Source organism: Paenibacillus sp. A3 (genome assembly GCF_001399685.1).
Lineage (GTDB): Bacteria > Bacillota > Bacilli > Paenibacillales > NBRC-103111 > Paenibacillus_G.
The window spans coordinates 36931-53594 of the sequence record NZ_JTHN01000095.1 but is presented as its reverse complement, the minus strand read 5'-3'; the positions used below and the strand labels follow the sequence as shown (position 1 = coordinate 53594).

Below are 16664 nucleotides of genomic sequence, written 5' to 3'. Positions count from 1 at the left end.
GGGGTGAGGAGGAGGAGCCGTGGCCGGCTTCCGCCCCGCTGAAGCAGCCGGAGACGCTGCTGCGCCTCCTGAAGCAGCGAGGCGACCGGACTGCCGCGGAGATGGCAAGGCTGGCCGCGGATAGCGGCGCTTACGAGGCGCAGCAGCAGGCGGAAGAGCTCGGCAAGCTGCTCCGCCGATTGGAAGAGGAAGGCAAAGTGCGGCGGATCGAAATCGGCGGAGAAGAGCGCTGGATCTGCTTCGACGAAGCGGATACGTATGCGCGGTTTCCGGACGATCCGCTGGCTGTCCGGTTTGTGCTGACCCGTTATATGGAGCACCGCGCGTCGTTTACGGCGGAAGAGCTTGCCTCCCGGTACGGCGCAGCTTTGCCGCTTGTCGACGACCTCGTAAGTCAGTGGGCCGCGGATAGGACGATCGAACCGGCCTTTGGCGGAAACGAAGTGGCCCCGCGGGCTTGGGTGAGCCGCGAAACGGCAGAGCGCCGGATCCGCAGAGCCGAACGGGCGCTGCGCGAACAGGCCGAGCCGGTCGATCCGGTCCGGTACTGCCGGTTCTTGATGGCCGCGCAGCATATCCTGCCCGGCAGCCGCCTCAGCGGGGAAGAGGGGCTCCGGGACGTGATCGGCAAGCTGCAAGGCTGGTTTTTGCCGCTGCCGGAATGGGAGGCGTCGGTGTTTCCTTTGCGCTTGACCGATTACCGCAAAGAAACGCTCGACCGGCTGTGCGCGGCGGGCGAGGTGATCTGGATCGGGCGCAAGGAAGCGGGAGAGAAGGAAGGCCGGGTCGCCTTCTTTCTGGCGGAAGCGAAGGAGCTTTACGTCCCTCTGCTCAAGCGGGGCGAGGCTTCGAAGCACGAGTCGCTGCTGGAGCTGCTCCGGCGCAAGGGCGCAAGCTTCCTGTCCGCGCTCAGCCGCGAAACCGGAAGTGTCCCGTCGGAGCTGACGGCGGATTTGATCGAGCTGGCTTGGGAGGGGCTTGTCTCCAACGACCAGTTTGCCCCGCTGCGAATGAACGGAAGCGGCAGGAAGACCGCCGGCAAAACTGCCGCCAAATTCCAATCCGGCCTTGGCCGCTGGTATGCGCTGGAGACGCTGGCGGAGGAGCAGCCGGGCGGGGGCGATTCGCTGGGCGCTTGGGTAAAGCAAGCGTTGGACGGCAGCGCGCTGCTTACGCGGGACCTCGCCGGTCCGCTGCTGCCATGGTCTTGGGACGACGTGTACGGCTCGTTAAAGCAGCTGGAGCTGTGGGGAATGCTGACCCGCGGCTTCTGGGTCCGAGATATTGCGGCGATGCAGTTTGCCACGCCGGAGACGGTAGGGCGTCTCCGGGAGGCGGTCTGGGAAGCGGGAGGCGGCGAAACGGTGCTGCTTCCGGCCGCCGATCCCGCCAATCCGTTCGGATTGACGGTGAGATGGCCTGCTGCGCCGGGCGTCTCCTTTGCCCGCAAGCCGGGCAACGATCTCGTATTCCGCGGCGGCCGCTGGGTGTTGTGGTGCGAAAATAACGGCAGGCGCATGCACACGCTGCACTCGCAAGCCGACGCGCCGGAGGAGGAATGGCTGCCGGAGGAAGAGCGGCTGCAGACGCTTCGGGCCGTGCTGCAATCGGTTTTGAAGAAGCCGGGCGTCCGCAAAGTGGTCATCGATACGTGGAACGGGGAGCCGGTGCTGGATACGCCTGCCGCCGGTACGCTGCGTCAACTCGGAGCGGAGGCCGACCGCGCTTCGCTCGTCTTGTGGCCGAGCTCGTTGCGATAAATTTTGCTTTTGGGAAAGGATGAACCGGATGAAAAGCATAGAAGAGCGGTTGAACGAATATAAAGAAAGGGCAGCCTCCGTTAGCCGGGAATCCGGCGAGGCGGCTCAAGTCCTCGCTCTGGAGCTGATCGGAGAGATCGAGAGGCTGGCGGGCGAAAACAAGCGGCTGCGCAAAGCGCTCGCACAGTCGGCGGACCGGAGGTACGAATCGACGAAATTAAGAGACGCCTTAAGAGAATAACCAGTTTGCCGCCGAATGGTCCGCGAAGGAAATAATTTAGCAATAAAATACTTATTGACAGCCGCCGAAAATGGGCATAGAATACCTAGTAAACGAGTAGGGATTAATAGGATATACTCTCAAGGAGGCGCATGATTGTGAATTCCCTATACATTGCCAGCTGGGCTGTGGCTGTCGTAGTCCTGCTGTTGTTATTTTTCGCGGCCAAGAAAAAGGTGGGTTTCGGGACGCGGGTATTAATCGCTATGGTGCTCGGCGTGGTCGTCGGGGCGGCGTTCGGTAAAGAGGCGACAGATCTCGGAACGATCGGCTCCATCTACGTCAACCTGATCAAAATGATCGTTATGCCGCTCGTCATCGCAACGATTATTTCGAGCATTACGTCCGTATCCGATCCGAATATGCTTCGGAAGATCGGAACGAAAACGATCGCGTTGTTCCTGATCACGACCGGTATTGCGGCGGCCATCGGTGTCATTGTTGCGGTGATCATCGATCCGGGCGCAGGCATTCCTTACGTCCAAGATGCCAAATTCGCCGCCAGAGAAATTCCGTCGTTCTTGAAAGTATTCATGGATCTCGTACCGGCGAACCCGGTGAACGAAATGGCTACCGGCAAGGTCGTGCCGGTGATCGTATTTGCCATGTTCGTTGCGGTCGCCATTACGATCGAAGGCAACCGCAAGCCGGAATCGGTCCGGCCGATCAAAGAAGTGATTCAATCGTTCGCCGTCGTGATGTTCCGCGTCACGAAGCTGATCATCCGCTTGACGCCTTACGGCGTGTTCGGATTGATGGCGGCGATGGCGGCGAAATACGGCCTCGCTTCGCTGCTGCCGATGGGCAAAGTGGTGATCGCCGTTTACATCGCTTGCTTGCTGCACTTCGTTCTGACTTACGGCTTCCTAGTGACGTTCGTGGCGCGGGTCAATCCGATCCGCTTCCTGAAAAAGATTTATCCCGTGCTGGCCGTCGCTTTCACGACGCGAAGCAGCTATGCGACGCTGCCGGTCAACCTGGAGGTTATCACGAAGCGGCTTAAAGTATCCGACCGGATCGCCAGCTTCGTCGCTCCACTGGGCGCAACGATCAACATGAACGGCTGCGGCGGCTTGTATCCGGCCATTGTCGCGATCTTCGTCGCCAAAGTATTCGGCATCGATTTGACGATCACCCATTACCTGCTCATCGTCGGCTCGGCGATGATCGCTTCCATCGGCGTGGCCGGGGTGCCCGGTCCGGCTTCGATCTCGACGACGGTCGTGCTGGCCAGCGTCGGTCTGCCGATCGAAGGGATGGCGATGGTGCTTGGCATCGACGCGATTCTCGATATGGCCCGGACGGCCATCAACGCATCGGGTACGACGGTCAGCTCTCTTGTAGTTGCCGTAACGGAGAAAGAATTCGACCGCGAGGCGTTCAACAACGAAGCGGACGAAGAGCTCGAAAACTACGACGTGTCTTCGCGCAAAGGCGGATCCAAAACCGTCGTCACCGGTTGACACGAACGAGAATAAAATAGTCTCTGCAAATGCCAAACACCGCTCTTTTTGCAAAGGGCGGTGTTTGTTCGTTTCCGGCCGTTCGTTGGACCGCTATGCTCTATGGTAAAATAGGGCTAACTCAGCCTCAGCTTCTTCAAAGGGGGAAGGCGAATGGAGACCAAAGCCGTTCAAGCGAAGCTGCTGCTGCGCGTGCCGGAGGTGACGGCAGCGCTGCGCTTTTACGAGCAGGCGCTCGGCTGGGAGCGCCTGGAGCCGTGCGCGGCAGCGGGCTACGCGCTGCTGCGTCTGCCGGGCGGCGACGCAGCGCTGCTCGCCGCGGAAGGCATGGCGGCGGAGGCGCTCCGCCGCCTGCAAGCTCCGGCTTGCCGGGAGCTGTCGCCCGGCGGCCGGTTCTATGTGACAGCGCCGCCCGGCGAGGCGCTGGTGCGGCTCCAGCAGCGCGCCGCGGAGGCCGGCGGGCGCTGGTTGGACGAGACGGAGCCGGGCTGCTGGCGGACCGTCACGATTACGACGCCGGAGGGTTACCGCGCGGCGTACTGGCAGGAGCTGTTTCCGAGCGACGAGGAAACGCTCGCTTTGTTCGCAGCGGGGCCTGACCGGCTGGAGGCCGCGCTGGCGGGGCTTGGCGAGGCCGGGCTCGATCTGGCCCGGGCGCCCGGCACATGGAGCATCCGGGAGCAGGTGCTCCATGTGGTGGATCTGGAGCTTGCGGCGCTGCACAAGCTCAAGTTCGCTTTGGCCGGGCCGGAGCGCGGACGCGCCTACAACGGCAACGGCTTCTCGCAGGACGCGTGGGCCGCGGGCATGCGTTACGCCTCGCGGCCGGTCCGCGCCGAGGTCGCGCTGTTTCGGCTGCTGCGCGAGCACGTGCTCGGCGTATGCGAGCATACGCCGGGAGCGCTGGCCCGCAGCGTCATTGCCTCCGGCAGGGAAGAGACGGCCGGCCGCCTGATGAAAATGATGGCCGGCCACGCGAACGTCCACATTCGCCGGATCGGCGAAATCCGGAAGCAGCACGCGGTCGATTAGCCGAGGCTTTCCGCCAGTTCCATCAGATGCGTGCAGATCCGCTCGGGAAGCACGCCCGTTCGGGCTATCTGCCCGTCCACATTGGAGGCGTCGGCCAGTCCGGTCAGCACAAGCGCCGTCCGGCAGCCTGCGTCGGCTCCGCCGCGGATATCGGTGTTCAGATTGTCCCCGACCGTCCAAATCTCCGCAGGGGCCAGTCCCAACTTGGCGACGGCATAGCGCATAATGATCGGCGAAGGCTTCCCGATGACAACGGGTGGCGTTTCGCTTGCCCGTTCGATCGAAGCCGCGATGGAGCCGGCTCCCGGCGTCAGCTCGCCGTTCCAGGGCAGCAGGTGATCGGGATTCGTCAGGATGTACGGAGCCCCGTCGCGGATATGGCGGACGGCCGCAAGCAGCTTGCCGTAATGGAACGTACGGTCGATGCCTTGGACGACCGCAGCGACCGTTCCCTCCGGCGCGTCCTCTGCGACCGGCTCGAAGCCGCCGCCCTTCAGCGCCGCCCTCAGCCCTTCCTCGCCGATACAGAGCACGCGTCCGTTCCGGGCGCCGGTTTCCTGCAGATACATCACCGCCGCTTGCGAGGAGGTGAGCACTTCCTCCGGTCTGGCTTCAATCCCGGTCTTGATGAGGTGCGCCGCCACTTGCTCCGGCGTCCGCGACGAATTGTTAGTCACATATAAGAACGGGTGTTCTTTCTCCCGCAGCCAGCGGATAAATTCCGCCGCATAAGGGATCGGGCGGTCTCCATGGTACAGCGTTCCGTCCAAATCCAGCAAAAATCCATATCTCATGATCCGTCCTCCATTCGTGCGATGCGTTCCGCACGGCCCGCATCGTTGCCGCGTTGTCCGCTCCATTATACCGCGAATGGCCTTCCGAGGCGAACGGCCGCTTGTTTTCCGCCTCGCGCAACAGCCAAAAAGCCGGCATCTAAGATGCCAGCTTCAGCTTCACGTAAAAATGGATTTCGCCGTTCTCCGACTCGGCCCAAATGCTGCCTTCGTGCGATTCGACGATGCTTCTTGCGATCGCAAGACCCAGTCCCGAGCCTCCGGTCTCGGACGTCCGGGCTTTATCGACCCGGTAAAAGCGGTCGAACAGCTGCTCCAGCTCGTCGCGGGTCAAAGCGTCCGCTTTGTTGGAGATACGGATGATCGCGTGCCCGTTCTCGCGGATCATGCCGAAGGTGATCACGCCGGGCTTAGGGCTGTACTTGATCGCGTTGCCGAGCAGGTTTTCGAACACGCGGATCATTTTGTCCACGTCGATGCGTACCAGCAGCCGCTCCTGCGGCAGGCTGCGGATCAGCGTGAGCTGCTGCTCCTCGCTGAGGGTCACGTATTCCTCCAGCAGCTGCTCCAGCACCTCGTTAATGACGACGCCCTTCTTGTGCAGCGGAACGTCATGGTTGGAGAGCTTCGTAAATTCGAACAGATCGTCGATCAGCCCTTTCAGCTTCTCCGATTTGCTGTAAGCGATACTGACATATCCGGCGGCTTGCTCGGGCGTTTCGAAGTTTTTGTCATGCAGCAGCCGCAAGTACCCCATGATCAGCGTCAGCGGCGTGCGCAAATCGTGCGAGACGTTCGTAATCAGCTCGTTCTTGAGCTGCTCGGCGCGCCGTTCCTCTTCGATTCTGCGCTGCAGATCCGTCACCATAAAGTTCATGTCCCGCGCCAGCGATCCGAGCTCGTCTTGGGAACGCTCGATGACCCGATGGTCCAGATTGCCTGTAGCGATAATCCGAAGCCCGCTTGCAAGCTCCTCGATATATCTCATTTTCCGCTGTGTTAAAAAGTAGAACAGAAAGATAAAGACCGCGAGCGAAGCCAAGATGGAAAGCGGATTCTCGCCCTTATGGTAGCTGATGTTCGGCTGAGGGATGCCGCTGACGATTAAGTATGACTTCTGATTGTTATACGTCACAGGGTAAAAACTGGAAAATTCCGCCCGCGAGTCGGATTCGAAGTTGCGCGTTTCCATGGCGTTGCGGATGACGCTGTGCACGTCGACGTACGTTTCCGGCGCATTTTCGCTGCGGAAGACGACTTTGCCTTCCAGATCCGTAATGACAATTTTGAGCTTGTTGTAGGTAACGAGTCGTTTGACCGTATTCTCAAAATTTTTGCGCTGCACGGCCTCCCCCTGCTTGCTCTCTCCTTGCCGGTTATTCGGCTGATTCGGCTGCGGCGAAACCTGCGGATTGGCTGCCGGGACTCCGGGCACGCCGCCGGGCTCTTGGCCGTTTACGCCGGGAACAGGAACGGCTGTACCGGGATTGGGCGTCGGTGTCCCTTGCGGCACGGTCGCTTGCGGTTGTCCGGATTCGCCCGGGACCGCTTCGTTCGCATCATCTTCGGGAGATTCGTCGCTTGTCCCGTTTCCGCTGTGCCTCGAAGGCGTAAGGAACCGGTCCGCGAGCGAACGGGCTTCGCGATCAATGCTTTCCATCCCTTGGCTGTAATCGATGACCGTACTCTTATTGACGGCGCCGAACAGAGCTGAGCTGATGCCGTAGAATGCCAGCGACACGCCGAAACAGAAGGCAAAGGTCAGCATCAGCTGCAGCCGGATGCTGCGCTGTACGTGGGTACGTCCCATTCTGTACAGATCTTGGAGGAACAGGATCATGCCCCTCAGAAGATTAAAGGGGAACCACGTGAACGGGAAGCGGTCAAGCATGGGCTTGCGCGGTGGTTTGATCTTCTCTTTTTTACTCAACTTTATATCCCACTCCCCAAACCGTTTTAATAAACTTCGGTTTCCGCGGATTTTCCTCGATTTTCTCGCGAATTTTCCGGATATGAACCATCACGGTATTGTCCGAATCGAAATACGCTTCCTTCCATACGGCCTCGTAAATTTTCTCGATGCTCCAAACCGTACCGCGGTGACGGGCCAGCAGCTCCAGAATGGCAAATTCGCGCGGCGTCAGCTTAATGTCCCGACCGTCCAGCTTGACCTCATGCGTCGCGGTATTGATCGTGAGCTCGTCGATCTCCAGCTCGTTTTCCTTATTCGGCCGCTGAACATTGAGCCGGGTGTAGCGCCGCAGCTGCGACTTGATCCGGGCGACCAGCTCAAGCGGATTGAACGGCTTCGTCACGTAATCGTCGGCGCCGGTGCTCAGGCCGAGAATTTTGTCCATGTCCTGGCTTTTGGCGGACAGCATGATGATCGGCATATGCTTTTGTTCGCGTATTTTCAGGCAGGCTTCGATGCCGTCCATCTTCGGCATCATGATGTCGAGCACGATCAGATCGACGTCTTCCTTTTGCAGCACGCTTAGCGCTTCGATGCCATTGCCTGCGCGCAGCAGACGGTAGCCTTCGTTTTTCAAATAAATTTCCAGCAGATCGATAATCTCTTTCTCGTCGTCGACGAGCAATATTGTAGGCTGCGCCACGGGGCCGACCTCCTTTTCATTCCAAAACATCTCGGTTGTTGCGGAGTGGGGTCGGCGTGCTTTTCGGGCGGCGCCGACGACAAAAAAAGCATATCACGCCGGGATAACCTTGACAAACGGCATGCGGGCCACTCCCCTTTCCTAAACTTGACTGTCACCTAGTATAGCCGTCAAATCTTAACGACGAACGATTTAAAACCTTAAAACATTCTTAAGGGAAAGGGAGAAACCGTCCGCTTTTTGTGAAAAGGTCACTTTTTGGTTAAAGGAGGAATATATTGGATTATAAGATGAACTTATTAAAGCGGTAAAAGAATGTTATGAACGGAGGAATTCCATGAATCGGATCGAAACCATCGAACGGATTCTGAACGCGCTGCCTTTACGCAGAACCTCGCCCAAGCAGCTTCAGGCGATCATGAGAGGCATGGACTTGTCGCTTGAAGCCTTGTCACCCTACATTGCGGAGCCTGCGGACTTGCCTTACGGAAGAACATGTCTGTACCGGACCGATGCCGCCGAAGCGGTGCTGATCCATCTGCCTCCCGGAACCGAAACGTACATTCACGATCATGGTGTATCCGTCGGCTGCTCGCGGCTGCTCGAAGGCACGCTCACGAACCGGATGTTCCGGTTGGACGGCTACGGGTATCCCTGCTTATTCGGGGAGGTCGAAATTGAGGAAGGAAGCTATTATTACGCGCCGAAAAAACAGATCCACCAGCTTCGCAATTCCGGCCCGCAGCGCGCGGTGGCCTTCCATTTGTACGCGCCCGCGCCTGCCGGGAAATCCTATTTTCTCTACGAGCAGGTGCTTGATTATGTGATCTAGCGACGCGGAAAGGCGCGGCGGAGAGCGCTCAGGCAGTCTGCTCAGGCTCGGCAAGGGCGCTTGCAGCCGGATAAAGAAGGGAGGCCGCCTCTGGCGGTGAATCACCATAGAGGTCGGCCTCGTTTTGTATAGCACAACTATTTCAGAAAAATACTTTTTATTCCGCCTTGGCTCGAAAATAAAACAATAACATCGGGTTGTCCTTCTTTGCTAAAAATATAATCATAAAATCCGATTTGTCCCGGGCCCGAAAGAAGTGTTTTATACTTGGCCTCATATCCTGTAAGATCGATGTCGAAATATTTAGTCATATAAGGATTGGCGATGGCAATCGCTTGTTCTTTTGATCCCAAATCCGGCGCAGCATTGGCAGAATCATCGTTCGAATCGAAGGTAATAATACCGTCGATTTTCCCTGTATTTGCCTCAAAGGTTATTGCACCGTTCTCGTACAAATAACTCCAGGTCTCTTTCACTTTTTCCTTAACCAAAGATCTAGTATGGGTAGCGCGAGTGATTTCAACATGATCCTTGCCTAAAATCTCCTTCAACACTCGTTCAGCCTCAGACAAATGTTTCTGTTCCGCATCGGTGACCTGATATGGCGTGGAAAAATTCGCACCGTATACTGTATGGCTGCTTGAATTAATGGCAACGACGCCGGTAGGCTCGGATTCATTAAAAGCGGTATTAAATTGAAGATAATCGTCGAAGTCATTGTACTTTTTAAAAAAATACACGGTTTTTAACTTTGTTTTGCCTTCGTTATCGAATTTTTTTAGTGTGTTCTCGGCGAGTTCAAATGCTGCCGGTCTCGCTCCGTCGGGAGCAAGCTCCATCTGAGCATGTTCGATGCTGCCGTCTTCATTAATTGTTATCGTATTGGCTCTCTGCATCATGAAAGTTTCGCTGTCGTTGGCAGTGCCCCCGGGATATTCGAATGACAGAATCCATTGATTGTCCGCCGGCCGAAAAGGATCTTGGTCGAACTTGACTTCCTTTAAACCGAAAACCGTTGTCAAAAATTGCTCCGCAGCCGCAATGTAGCTCGAATCAATCTCGCTCAACGTATGGCTGTTGCTCGCTGCCATTGCAAGTTTCGGGCTCCCTGCCTGTTCGGCAGCCATGGCCGGCAAAGCTCCGAACAGCATGCTCGCGGCGATTACAGGGATGATCAGTTTGTTGCGTTTTTTCAAGTGTTTACTCATTTGTGTATTCTCCTCTCTTTTTTCAGACTCAATCAATAGACTCGCCACGCCCAAACTGTTCCCTTTAAAGAAAATTATTTTTTGACGGGTTTCAGACCGGCAGCTTGCTGTTCCTCGGCAGCATCGTCGATCCGAAGGAGTAAAGCGGCGGCGGCTAATTTTAAAAGCTTATGCACTCAAAATGCATCTTGTCATTCCTTACATCGCATGGTAGTATATAACAATTAACGTGGAAGGGCTTCTAGGGATCCGACGGCCAAGCGGCCGGGCGAACCAAGCGGAGCCGGCGCGCCACCGATAGAGCCGCGCTACACCGTAGGGATAAAAGACCTCGTGCAAGTTCCGCCGACAAGGCGAAACGGCATGGGGTCTTTTCTGCTTTAGCAGAGGAAAGGAGAAGGAGGAACATGAACGCGATACGGGCCGAAGGGCTGACGAAACGGTTCGCCGTGAAACGGAAGGAGGAAGGCTTCAAAGCCGGGGTGCGATCGCTGCTGCGCCCGCAGTACAGCGAGAAGACGGCGGTGCAAGGGATCGATCTGACTGTCCCGCAGGGGGAGACGCTGGCGTTTCTCGGACCGAATGGCGCCGGGAAATCGACGACGATCAAGATGCTGACCGGCATTCTGCATCCGTCCGGCGGACACGCGGAGGTGCTCGGCTGCTGTCCATGGAAGGAGCGCAGCAAGCTGGCTTACCGGATCGGCTCCGTCTTCGGGCAGAAATCGCAGCTCTGGTACCACCTTCCGCCCGCCGACTCGTTCGAGCTGATGAGCCGCATATACGAATTGAAGCGCAGCGATTACCTCGTCCGGCGGGACGATCTCGTCCGCCGTTTCGAGCTGGAGCCGTATTTGCATACTCCGGTGCGGAAGCTGTCGCTGGGCGAGCGGATGCGCTGCGAGATTGCGGCGGCGATGCTGCACCGGCCGCAGATTCTGTTCCTCGACGAGCCGACGATCGGGCTGGACGTAGTGGTGAAGCAAAGCATACGCGAGCTTATCCGGTTCATGAACCGGGAGGAAGGGACGACCGTGTTCCTGACTTCCCACGACGCGGGAGATATCGAGCAGTTGTGCAGGCGGGCCGTTGTCATCAACCACGGGCAAATGATCTTCGACGATACGGTCGAGGCGATGAAGCGCGATCTGCTGACGGGCAAGACGATCCGGCTCAAGCTGCTGGAGCCGGGCCCGCCGTTCCGGCACGACGGCGTAGAAGTGCTGACGCAAACGGACCAGGAGCTGGCGCTTTCCGTCGATACGTCGGCGATCGCCGCCCAGGAAGTGCTTTCCCGCCTCGTCGCGGCGTACCGCGTGTCGGATATTACGATTGAAGATCCTCCGATGGAGAGCATCATTACGCATATTTACGAGCGGGAGGGAAGCGTATGAATCTGAGTCCGAAGCTGCTGAAATACGGCGCGATCGGGCGAATCAGCTTGCGGAATCATTTTGCTTATGTGCTCGATTTTTTAATCCGCTCGATTTTCCTGATCATCATCATGTACATCTTCATTCAATTGTGGCAGACGACGTACCGCGGGGAAGGGTCGCAACTGATCGCGGGCTACAGCTTCGAGCAGATCATTTGGTATATTTTGTTTGCCGAAGCGCTGACGATGGCGTTTCCCAGCCTGTGCACCCGCGTGGAGGAAGAAGTGAAGAGCGGCGATGTCGGCTACAAGCTGACGCGGCCGTTCAGTTATATCGGCTACCATTATATGGCTTATATAAGCGAAGTAACGGTCCGGCTGCTGGTGAACCTCGCCGTCGGCCTCGCGCTCGGCTTGGCCTTTTTCGGTCCTCCGTCGTTCGGCTGGGGCTGGCTCGGATTTTTCGCCATGAGTCTCGGCGCGATGACCGTCAACTTTATGCTCAATATGGCGCTGTCGCTGTGCGCGTTCTGGGTCGAGGAGACGCGGGGACTGGAGTTCGTGTACCATAAGCTGCTGTTTACGATCGGTGGCATGCTGATGCCGCTCGAGCTGTTTCCCGAAGCGCTGCAGCAGGTATGCCGCTGGCTGCCGTTTCAAGCCGTCCTGTATTTTCCGGCCAAAACTGCCGTCCGCTGGGAGGAAGTCCATCTTGCTCCGATGCTGGCGGTCCAGTGGGCGTGGGCGGCCGTGCTGGCGCTGGTCGTCTGGGTTATTTATCGGAAAGGCATCCGCAAGCTGAACGTCAACGGCGGCTGAGCCGCAAAGAAGGGAGGGGAACGAATTGCGCCAGAATTCGAAAATCATGCCGCTGCTGCGGTTCGTATGGACGTGCTGGAAGCTCAATTTGACCGGAGCCATGGAATTCCGGCTGAGCTTTCTGATGACGGCGGGCATGATGATGGTGAACAATGCCGTTTGGATTTTTTTCTGGGGGCTTTATTTTCGGCGGTTTCCGGTCGTAAACGGCTGGGAGCTGCAGGATGTGATGATGATGTGGGCGGTGAGCGCGGGCGGCTTCGGCCTGTCCGCCGTGCTGTTCGGCAATGCGTACCGGCTGGCCTCGCTTGTTGCGGGCGGTCAGCTTGATCTGTACCTGACGCAGCCGAAGCCGGTGCTGCTTCATATCCTCGTTAGCCGGATGTCCGTCTCTGCGATCGGGGACGTGCTGTTCGCCCTGCTGCTGTATGGGCTGTTCGGGGACCGCTCGCCGCTTGGCCTGCTCAAATTCGCGCTGGCGCTGCTCATCGCGATGCTGATTTTTTTGTTCTTCGTGGTGACGACGCAGTCGCTTGCCTTCTACATCGGGCAAGCCGAGGGCATCGGCCAGCAGTTGTTCAATGCGATTCTTACCTTTTCGACGTATCCGACGGGCATTTTCAGCGGCTGGGGCCGGCTGATTCTGTTCACGGTCATCCCCGCCGGATTCATCAGCTATTTGCCGATCGGACTGCTGCGGGAAGCGGATCTTGCGTTCACGCTGCAGGCGCTCGGCATGACGGGGCTCGTGACCGCGGCCGGTTTATGGTTCTTTCACCGCGGCTTGCGGCGGTACAGCTCCGGCAATGCGATGGGGCTTCGGATGTGAAAGCCGTCCGAAGAGGTGTATAATGGTTCTGGAACGAACGGAGAAGCTTGCTTTTAATGATGACCCTGTGATAAATGACTGCGGAGGACAGCATATGAGTAAGACCGAAAAAGAGTGGTTTCGGGTACACAGCGCCGTGTATCTGCTCCTTGTGCGGGAGAACAAGCTGCTGCTGCTTCGCCGGACCAACACCGGCTACGAGGATGGCAAGCTGAGTCTGGTGGCCGGCAAAATGGACGGGAACGAAGAAGTGAAGCGGGCGGCTGCGCGTGAAGCGTGGGAGGAAAGCGGCGTCCGGGTGGACCCGGCCGATCTGGAAGTGGCGAGCGTCATGCATCGGCTTTCGGATACGGGCGAATGGATCGATTTTTTTCTGACCGTGAAGCGATGGGAGGGGGAGCCGTACAACCGGGAACCGGACAAATGCTCTGAAATGGCATGGTATCCGCTGGACGGCCTTCCGGAAGATATGATTCCCCATGTGCGCCAGGCGGTCGAGAACGTGCTGGCGGGCGTATTTTACGACAGCTACGGCTGGCAGCCATAAAGCAGGCGGCGAAGAGACCCGTTCGGGGAGCTTGGCCGCCTTTTGTCATCTTAGACGAAAATTCGACGTATGTGTCGATTCGTCGTAGTAAGCTGATCGGGTTTTTGCTAGAATGAAGGTAGGGAGGGGAGGACGGATGTTCGGTCCATCGTCGATGCCGAAGCCCAGGCACCGCAGCCGATGGCGGACGGCGGCAGGCATTGCGTATTACCGGCTGCGCCGCCGCGTGAGCTGGATGCTCGGGAATAAACGCTTTGCGCGATTGCGCCGGGACGAGCCGCTGCGGCATGTTCATTTCACCCACCGTACGCCGCTGCTTCGACAGCTTCGGAATGTGGAAATGCAGCTTCAATACAACAAAATTATCAACTTGAGACTGGCTGCGCAGCGGATGGACGGTCTGGTCCTTCAGCCGGGCGAAACGTTCTCGTACTGGAAGACGATCGGCAAACCGACCCGCCGTCAAGGCTACGTGGATGGGATGGTGCTGCATCACGGCACGGTCCGGGCCGGGGTGGGAGGCGGTTTATGCCAGCTTTCCAATCTGATTTACTGGATGACGCTGCATACGCCGCTTAGCGTGACGGAGCGATACCGGCACGGATACGATGTGTTTCCCGATGCGGGACGAAAGCAGCCTTTCGGAACGGGGGCGACTTGCTTTTATAATTATTTGGATCTGCAGATCGAGAACCGCACGGAGATGTGCTACCAGCTCCGAATTTGGCTGACGGACACCGACTTGGTCGGAGAATGGCGGGCCGACAGTCCGGCATCGCACCGTTATGAGATTGCCGAAACGAAGCACTGGATTACCCAGGAATGGTGGGGCGGATATGTTCGCCATAACGTCATATGCCGCCATCGGTTCGATGCGGAAGGGCGCTGGCTGGACGAACAGTTCGTTGCCGAGAACCATGCCATCATGATGTATGAGCCCTGCTTGCCGGAGAAAGCCGACCCCGGCGAAATCCCCAGACGGAACGACTTGTAGCGTGTATAAAGAATCAGACCGTTTCTTTGAAAGGTGCTTCAATCCTGTGCTTTTTGTTATATTTCACACAAAACGCGACAAAAGTTCTATACTTGCACCATGAAATTAGGTATAATGAAATAACAAAAAAGTCCTATGGATCTGCGGCATATTGTCGAAAAAAGGAGACCGGTCATCTTATGAAGGCAGAGCTTATCAACCCGTTTTTGGAGTCGGCCAGAATCGTCATCGAACAAGTCGCCAATGTACGACCGACCACCGGACAGCTCGGCATCAAAGACGTGAAGTTTGCTGAAAAATACATTTGGATTCAAATCGGTATGACCGGACAAATGGAAGGGGACATCGTCTTCGGATTGCACGAGGAAGTCGCGCTCAAGGTCGTGTCCGCCATGATGGGCGGATTCTTGATCACCGAAATGAACGACATCGGCAAAAGCGCCATCTCCGAGCTCAGCAATATGATCAGCGGCAATGCGAGCACGATGCTGTTCAACCAAGGAGTCCGCGTCGATATTACGCCGCCCAAGCTGCTTCATTCCGCTCATGCGGCCGGCTTCAACGCGCAAAAGGCGCTCACGATCCCGCTGATTATGGAAGGCATCGGGGAGCTGGATATTCAAGTGCTGATCGCTTAAGGGCATGTCCAACAGTTGAAATGACAAGTCCATAACGTGTAAGCTGTAAGCGAACGCTTCTCCGGTTCCGATAACGCCGGGAGCGCTTCGCTTTTTTTGTTCGGATAGAAGACAGGGGGAACCGGAGGATGGATTTTCAGGGCAAAATCGCGGTAATCACGGGAGCGTCCAGCGGGATAGGCGCACTGATGGGGCAGATGCTGGCGCAGCGCGGAGCCGTTCCTGTGCTGATGGCGCGGTCGGAGCAAAAACTGGCGGAGGCGTCCGCGAAAATACAGGGAAAACACGGCGTCTATCCGCTCGACGTCACCTCGGCGGAGCAGGTAACGGCAACGATGGAGCGGGTGATCGCCGAATACGGCCGGATCGACATTTTGATCAACAATGCGGGTTACGGCGTGTTCGATTCGTTCGTGGCGGCGCCTTTAAGCGAATTCGAGGGCATGATGGACGTTAATTACATGGGGACGGTCCGCTGTACGAAAGCGGTGCTGCCTTCCATGCTGAAGCAGGGGAGCGGCCATATCGTCAATATCGCCTCCATGGCCGGGAAGATCGGCTCGGCCAAGTCGAGTGGCTACTCCGCCACCAAGCATGCCGTGCTCGGAATGACCAACTGTCTGCGGCAGGAGCTTGTCGGCACCGGCGTTCGTCTGACCGCCGTCAACCCCGGACCGATCGATACGCCGTTTTTTGAGCGGGCCGATCCTTCGGGCAATTACGTGAAAAACATCCAATGGTTTATGCTGAAGCCGGAGCGCGTCGCTCAGGCAGTATTGGAAGCGATCAAGCGGGGGACGCCCGAGGTGAACCTGCCGTTCATGGCGGCTGCCGGGGGGAAGCTGTATCAGTTGTTTCCGCGGCTATTCGACGGTATTGCCTATAAAATGCTTAACAAGAAATAGCTGCAAGCCGGATCGGTAAGGCTAGGGCGTGCGGTGTTTAATGGAATTATTTTGCAGATGTGATATGCGAGAAGACCGCGACACCCTCCGAGGGGCGCGGTCTTCTTTGGCTCGCGTTTGCGGACCCGGGAATGTCGATAAAAATACGAAAAGAAGACCGAGGTCGATTGCTTTTCGGTCTTCGTGCAGGGTATGGTAAAGGAAGCAGTGGGCTGCAGCGATCAGGCTTCCGGCTCGGGATTGGCTTCCGCCTGTTGATTGGCAGCCTTAAACTTCTGGTTGCGGTCGCGGACCTCTTCGAACAGCTTCCGGACATCGGCTTTGCCCTCGGGATGCTGCTGATTCCAATGGCTGGCGAGAGCCGGCATCGTTTTATGGATATGGTTGTAGATCGCCCAAACTTTAATTTTTTCCACCGTTTCGGCGGAAGCATCGCCGGTCAGCAGCTCGGCATATTTCTCGACCAGCCCTTCGAATTCGGCGGCAAAACGGGAATTCATTTGAAAATCCACCTTTCCGGTCATAATACATCTTAGTGTACCGCCGGAACGACTTTGTGTCAAAAAATGGAGT

At 57.4% G+C, this 16664-nt stretch carries 16 protein-coding genes and 1 pseudogene; 12 read left to right on the top strand and 5 right to left on the bottom strand.

Annotation, left to right across the window (positions count from 1 at the left end; genetic code table 11):
* The 4 genes and pseudogenes from QJ48_RS37485 to QJ48_RS14835 form a co-directional block, all read left to right on the top strand.
* Positions 1-1760 (top strand): annotated as a pseudogene (locus tag QJ48_RS37485) (DEAD/DEAH box helicase); the annotation flags it as partial.
* Positions 1761-1788: 28 nt separating this feature from the next.
* Entirely contained in the window at positions 1789-2001 is a 213-nt protein-coding gene (locus QJ48_RS14845; protein ID WP_054974345.1) for a hypothetical protein, read from the top strand.
* Between the two features lie 131 nt (positions 2002-2132).
* Positions 2133-3503 (top strand): dicarboxylate/amino acid:cation symporter, encoded by a 1371-nt coding sequence (locus QJ48_RS14840; RefSeq protein ID WP_054974344.1) that lies wholly within the window; start codon positions 2133-2135, stop codon positions 3501-3503.
* A 153-nt stretch (positions 3504-3656) separates the two neighbouring features.
* Complete coding sequence (locus QJ48_RS14835) at positions 3657-4535, top strand: DinB family protein (protein ID WP_054974343.1); 879 nt, start codon at positions 3657-3659, stop codon at positions 4533-4535.
* On the opposite strand, the gene QJ48_RS14830 is transcribed toward QJ48_RS14835, so the two are convergent.
* From QJ48_RS14830 to QJ48_RS14820, 3 genes are all read right to left on the bottom strand, one after another.
* Positions 4532-5329 (bottom strand): HAD-IIA family hydrolase, encoded by a 798-nt coding sequence (locus tag QJ48_RS14830; protein ID WP_054974342.1) that lies wholly within the window; start codon positions 5327-5329, stop codon positions 4532-4534. The genes QJ48_RS14835 and QJ48_RS14830 overlap by 4 nt on opposite strands.
* A 139-nt stretch (positions 5330-5468) precedes the next feature.
* On the bottom strand, positions 5469-7259 hold the full coding sequence (locus QJ48_RS14825; protein ID WP_054974341.1) for an ATP-binding protein: 1791 nt from the start codon (positions 7257-7259) through the stop codon (positions 5469-5471).
* A complete protein-coding gene (locus QJ48_RS14820; RefSeq protein ID WP_054974340.1) occupies positions 7252-7944 on the bottom strand; it encodes a response regulator transcription factor in 693 nt (230 codons plus the stop codon). The genes QJ48_RS14825 and QJ48_RS14820 overlap by 8 nt, the downstream gene beginning before the upstream one ends.
* A gap of 337 nt (positions 7945-8281) precedes the next feature.
* On the opposite strand from QJ48_RS14820, the gene QJ48_RS14815 reads away from it, so the two are divergent.
* Positions 8282-8776 (top strand): cysteine dioxygenase family protein, encoded by a 495-nt coding sequence (locus QJ48_RS14815; RefSeq protein ID WP_054974339.1) that lies wholly within the window; start codon positions 8282-8284, stop codon positions 8774-8776.
* Between the two features lie 137 nt (positions 8777-8913).
* On the opposite strand, the gene QJ48_RS14810 is transcribed toward QJ48_RS14815, so the two are convergent.
* Entirely contained in the window at positions 8914-9984 is a 1071-nt protein-coding gene (locus QJ48_RS14810) for a hypothetical protein (RefSeq protein WP_054974338.1), read from the bottom strand.
* A gap of 407 nt (positions 9985-10391) precedes the next feature.
* Here QJ48_RS14810 and QJ48_RS14805 point away from each other — a divergent pair, with 407 nt between their 5' ends.
* From QJ48_RS14805 to QJ48_RS14775, 7 genes are all read left to right on the top strand, one after another.
* On the top strand, positions 10392-11378 hold the full coding sequence (locus QJ48_RS14805; protein ID WP_054974337.1) for an ATP-binding cassette domain-containing protein: 987 nt from the start codon (positions 10392-10394) through the stop codon (positions 11376-11378).
* A complete protein-coding gene (locus QJ48_RS14800) occupies positions 11375-12178 on the top strand; it encodes an ABC-2 family transporter protein (protein ID WP_054974336.1) in 804 nt (267 codons plus the stop codon). The genes QJ48_RS14805 and QJ48_RS14800 overlap by 4 nt, the downstream gene beginning before the upstream one ends.
* A 46-nt stretch (positions 12179-12224) precedes the next feature.
* Positions 12225-13007, top strand: a complete 783-nt coding sequence (locus tag QJ48_RS14795) for an ABC transporter permease (protein ID WP_054974348.1) — start codon at positions 12225-12227, stop codon at positions 13005-13007.
* A gap of 94 nt (positions 13008-13101) precedes the next feature.
* The gene (locus QJ48_RS14790; protein WP_054974347.1) at positions 13102-13554 is read left to right on the top strand and encodes an NUDIX domain-containing protein; all 453 of its coding nucleotides are present in this window, start codon (positions 13102-13104) and stop codon (positions 13552-13554) included.
* Positions 13555-13690: 136 nt separating this feature from the next.
* A complete protein-coding gene (locus QJ48_RS14785; RefSeq protein WP_054974335.1) occupies positions 13691-14548 on the top strand; it encodes a VanW family protein in 858 nt (285 codons plus the stop codon).
* Positions 14549-14727: 179 nt separating this feature from the next.
* Positions 14728-15186: a chemotaxis protein CheX gene (locus tag QJ48_RS14780; RefSeq protein WP_054974334.1), complete on the top strand. Its 459-nt coding sequence runs from the start codon at positions 14728-14730 to the stop codon at positions 15184-15186.
* A gap of 128 nt (positions 15187-15314) precedes the next feature.
* On the top strand, positions 15315-16091 hold the full coding sequence (locus QJ48_RS14775) for an SDR family oxidoreductase (RefSeq protein ID WP_054974333.1): 777 nt from the start codon (positions 15315-15317) through the stop codon (positions 16089-16091).
* A gap of 221 nt (positions 16092-16312) precedes the next feature.
* On the opposite strand, the gene QJ48_RS14770 is transcribed toward QJ48_RS14775, so the two are convergent.
* The gene (locus QJ48_RS14770; protein WP_054974332.1) at positions 16313-16591 is read right to left on the bottom strand and encodes a DUF2573 family protein; all 279 of its coding nucleotides are present in this window, start codon (positions 16589-16591) and stop codon (positions 16313-16315) included.
* Between the last annotated feature and the right edge of the window lie 73 nt (positions 16592-16664).

Excerpts from the sequence above, each read along its gene's own strand:
- QJ48_RS14845 (WP_054974345.1), top strand. The coding sequence starts at position 1,789 with ATGAAAAGCATAGAAGAGCGGTTGAACGAATATAAAGAAAGGGCAGCC.
- QJ48_RS14840 (WP_054974344.1), top strand. The coding sequence starts at position 2,133 with ATGATTGTGAATTCCCTATACATTGCCAGCTGGGCTGTGGCTGTCGTA.
- QJ48_RS14835 (WP_054974343.1), top strand. The coding sequence starts at position 3,657 with ATGGAGACCAAAGCCGTTCAAGCGAAGCTGCTGCTGCGCGTGCCGGAG.
- QJ48_RS14830 (WP_054974342.1), bottom strand. The coding sequence starts at position 5,329 with ATGAGATATGGATTTTTGCTGGATTTGGACGGAACGCTGTACCATGGA.
- QJ48_RS14815 (WP_054974339.1), top strand. The coding sequence starts at position 8,282 with ATGAATCGGATCGAAACCATCGAACGGATTCTGAACGCGCTGCCTTTA.
- QJ48_RS14810 (WP_054974338.1), bottom strand. The coding sequence starts at position 9,984 with ATGAGTAAACACTTGAAAAAACGCAACAAACTGATCATCCCTGTAATC.
- QJ48_RS14805 (WP_054974337.1), top strand. The coding sequence starts at position 10,392 with ATGAACGCGATACGGGCCGAAGGGCTGACGAAACGGTTCGCCGTGAAA.
- QJ48_RS14800 (WP_054974336.1), top strand. The coding sequence starts at position 11,375 with ATGAATCTGAGTCCGAAGCTGCTGAAATACGGCGCGATCGGGCGAATC.
- QJ48_RS14795 (WP_054974348.1), top strand. The coding sequence starts at position 12,225 with ATGCCGCTGCTGCGGTTCGTATGGACGTGCTGGAAGCTCAATTTGACC.
- QJ48_RS14790 (WP_054974347.1), top strand. The coding sequence starts at position 13,102 with ATGAGTAAGACCGAAAAAGAGTGGTTTCGGGTACACAGCGCCGTGTAT.
- QJ48_RS14785 (WP_054974335.1), top strand. The coding sequence starts at position 13,691 with ATGTTCGGTCCATCGTCGATGCCGAAGCCCAGGCACCGCAGCCGATGG.
- QJ48_RS14780 (WP_054974334.1), top strand. The coding sequence starts at position 14,728 with ATGAAGGCAGAGCTTATCAACCCGTTTTTGGAGTCGGCCAGAATCGTC.
- QJ48_RS14775 (WP_054974333.1), top strand. The coding sequence starts at position 15,315 with ATGGATTTTCAGGGCAAAATCGCGGTAATCACGGGAGCGTCCAGCGGG.
- QJ48_RS14770 (WP_054974332.1), bottom strand. The coding sequence starts at position 16,591 with ATGAATTCCCGTTTTGCCGCCGAATTCGAAGGGCTGGTCGAGAAATAT.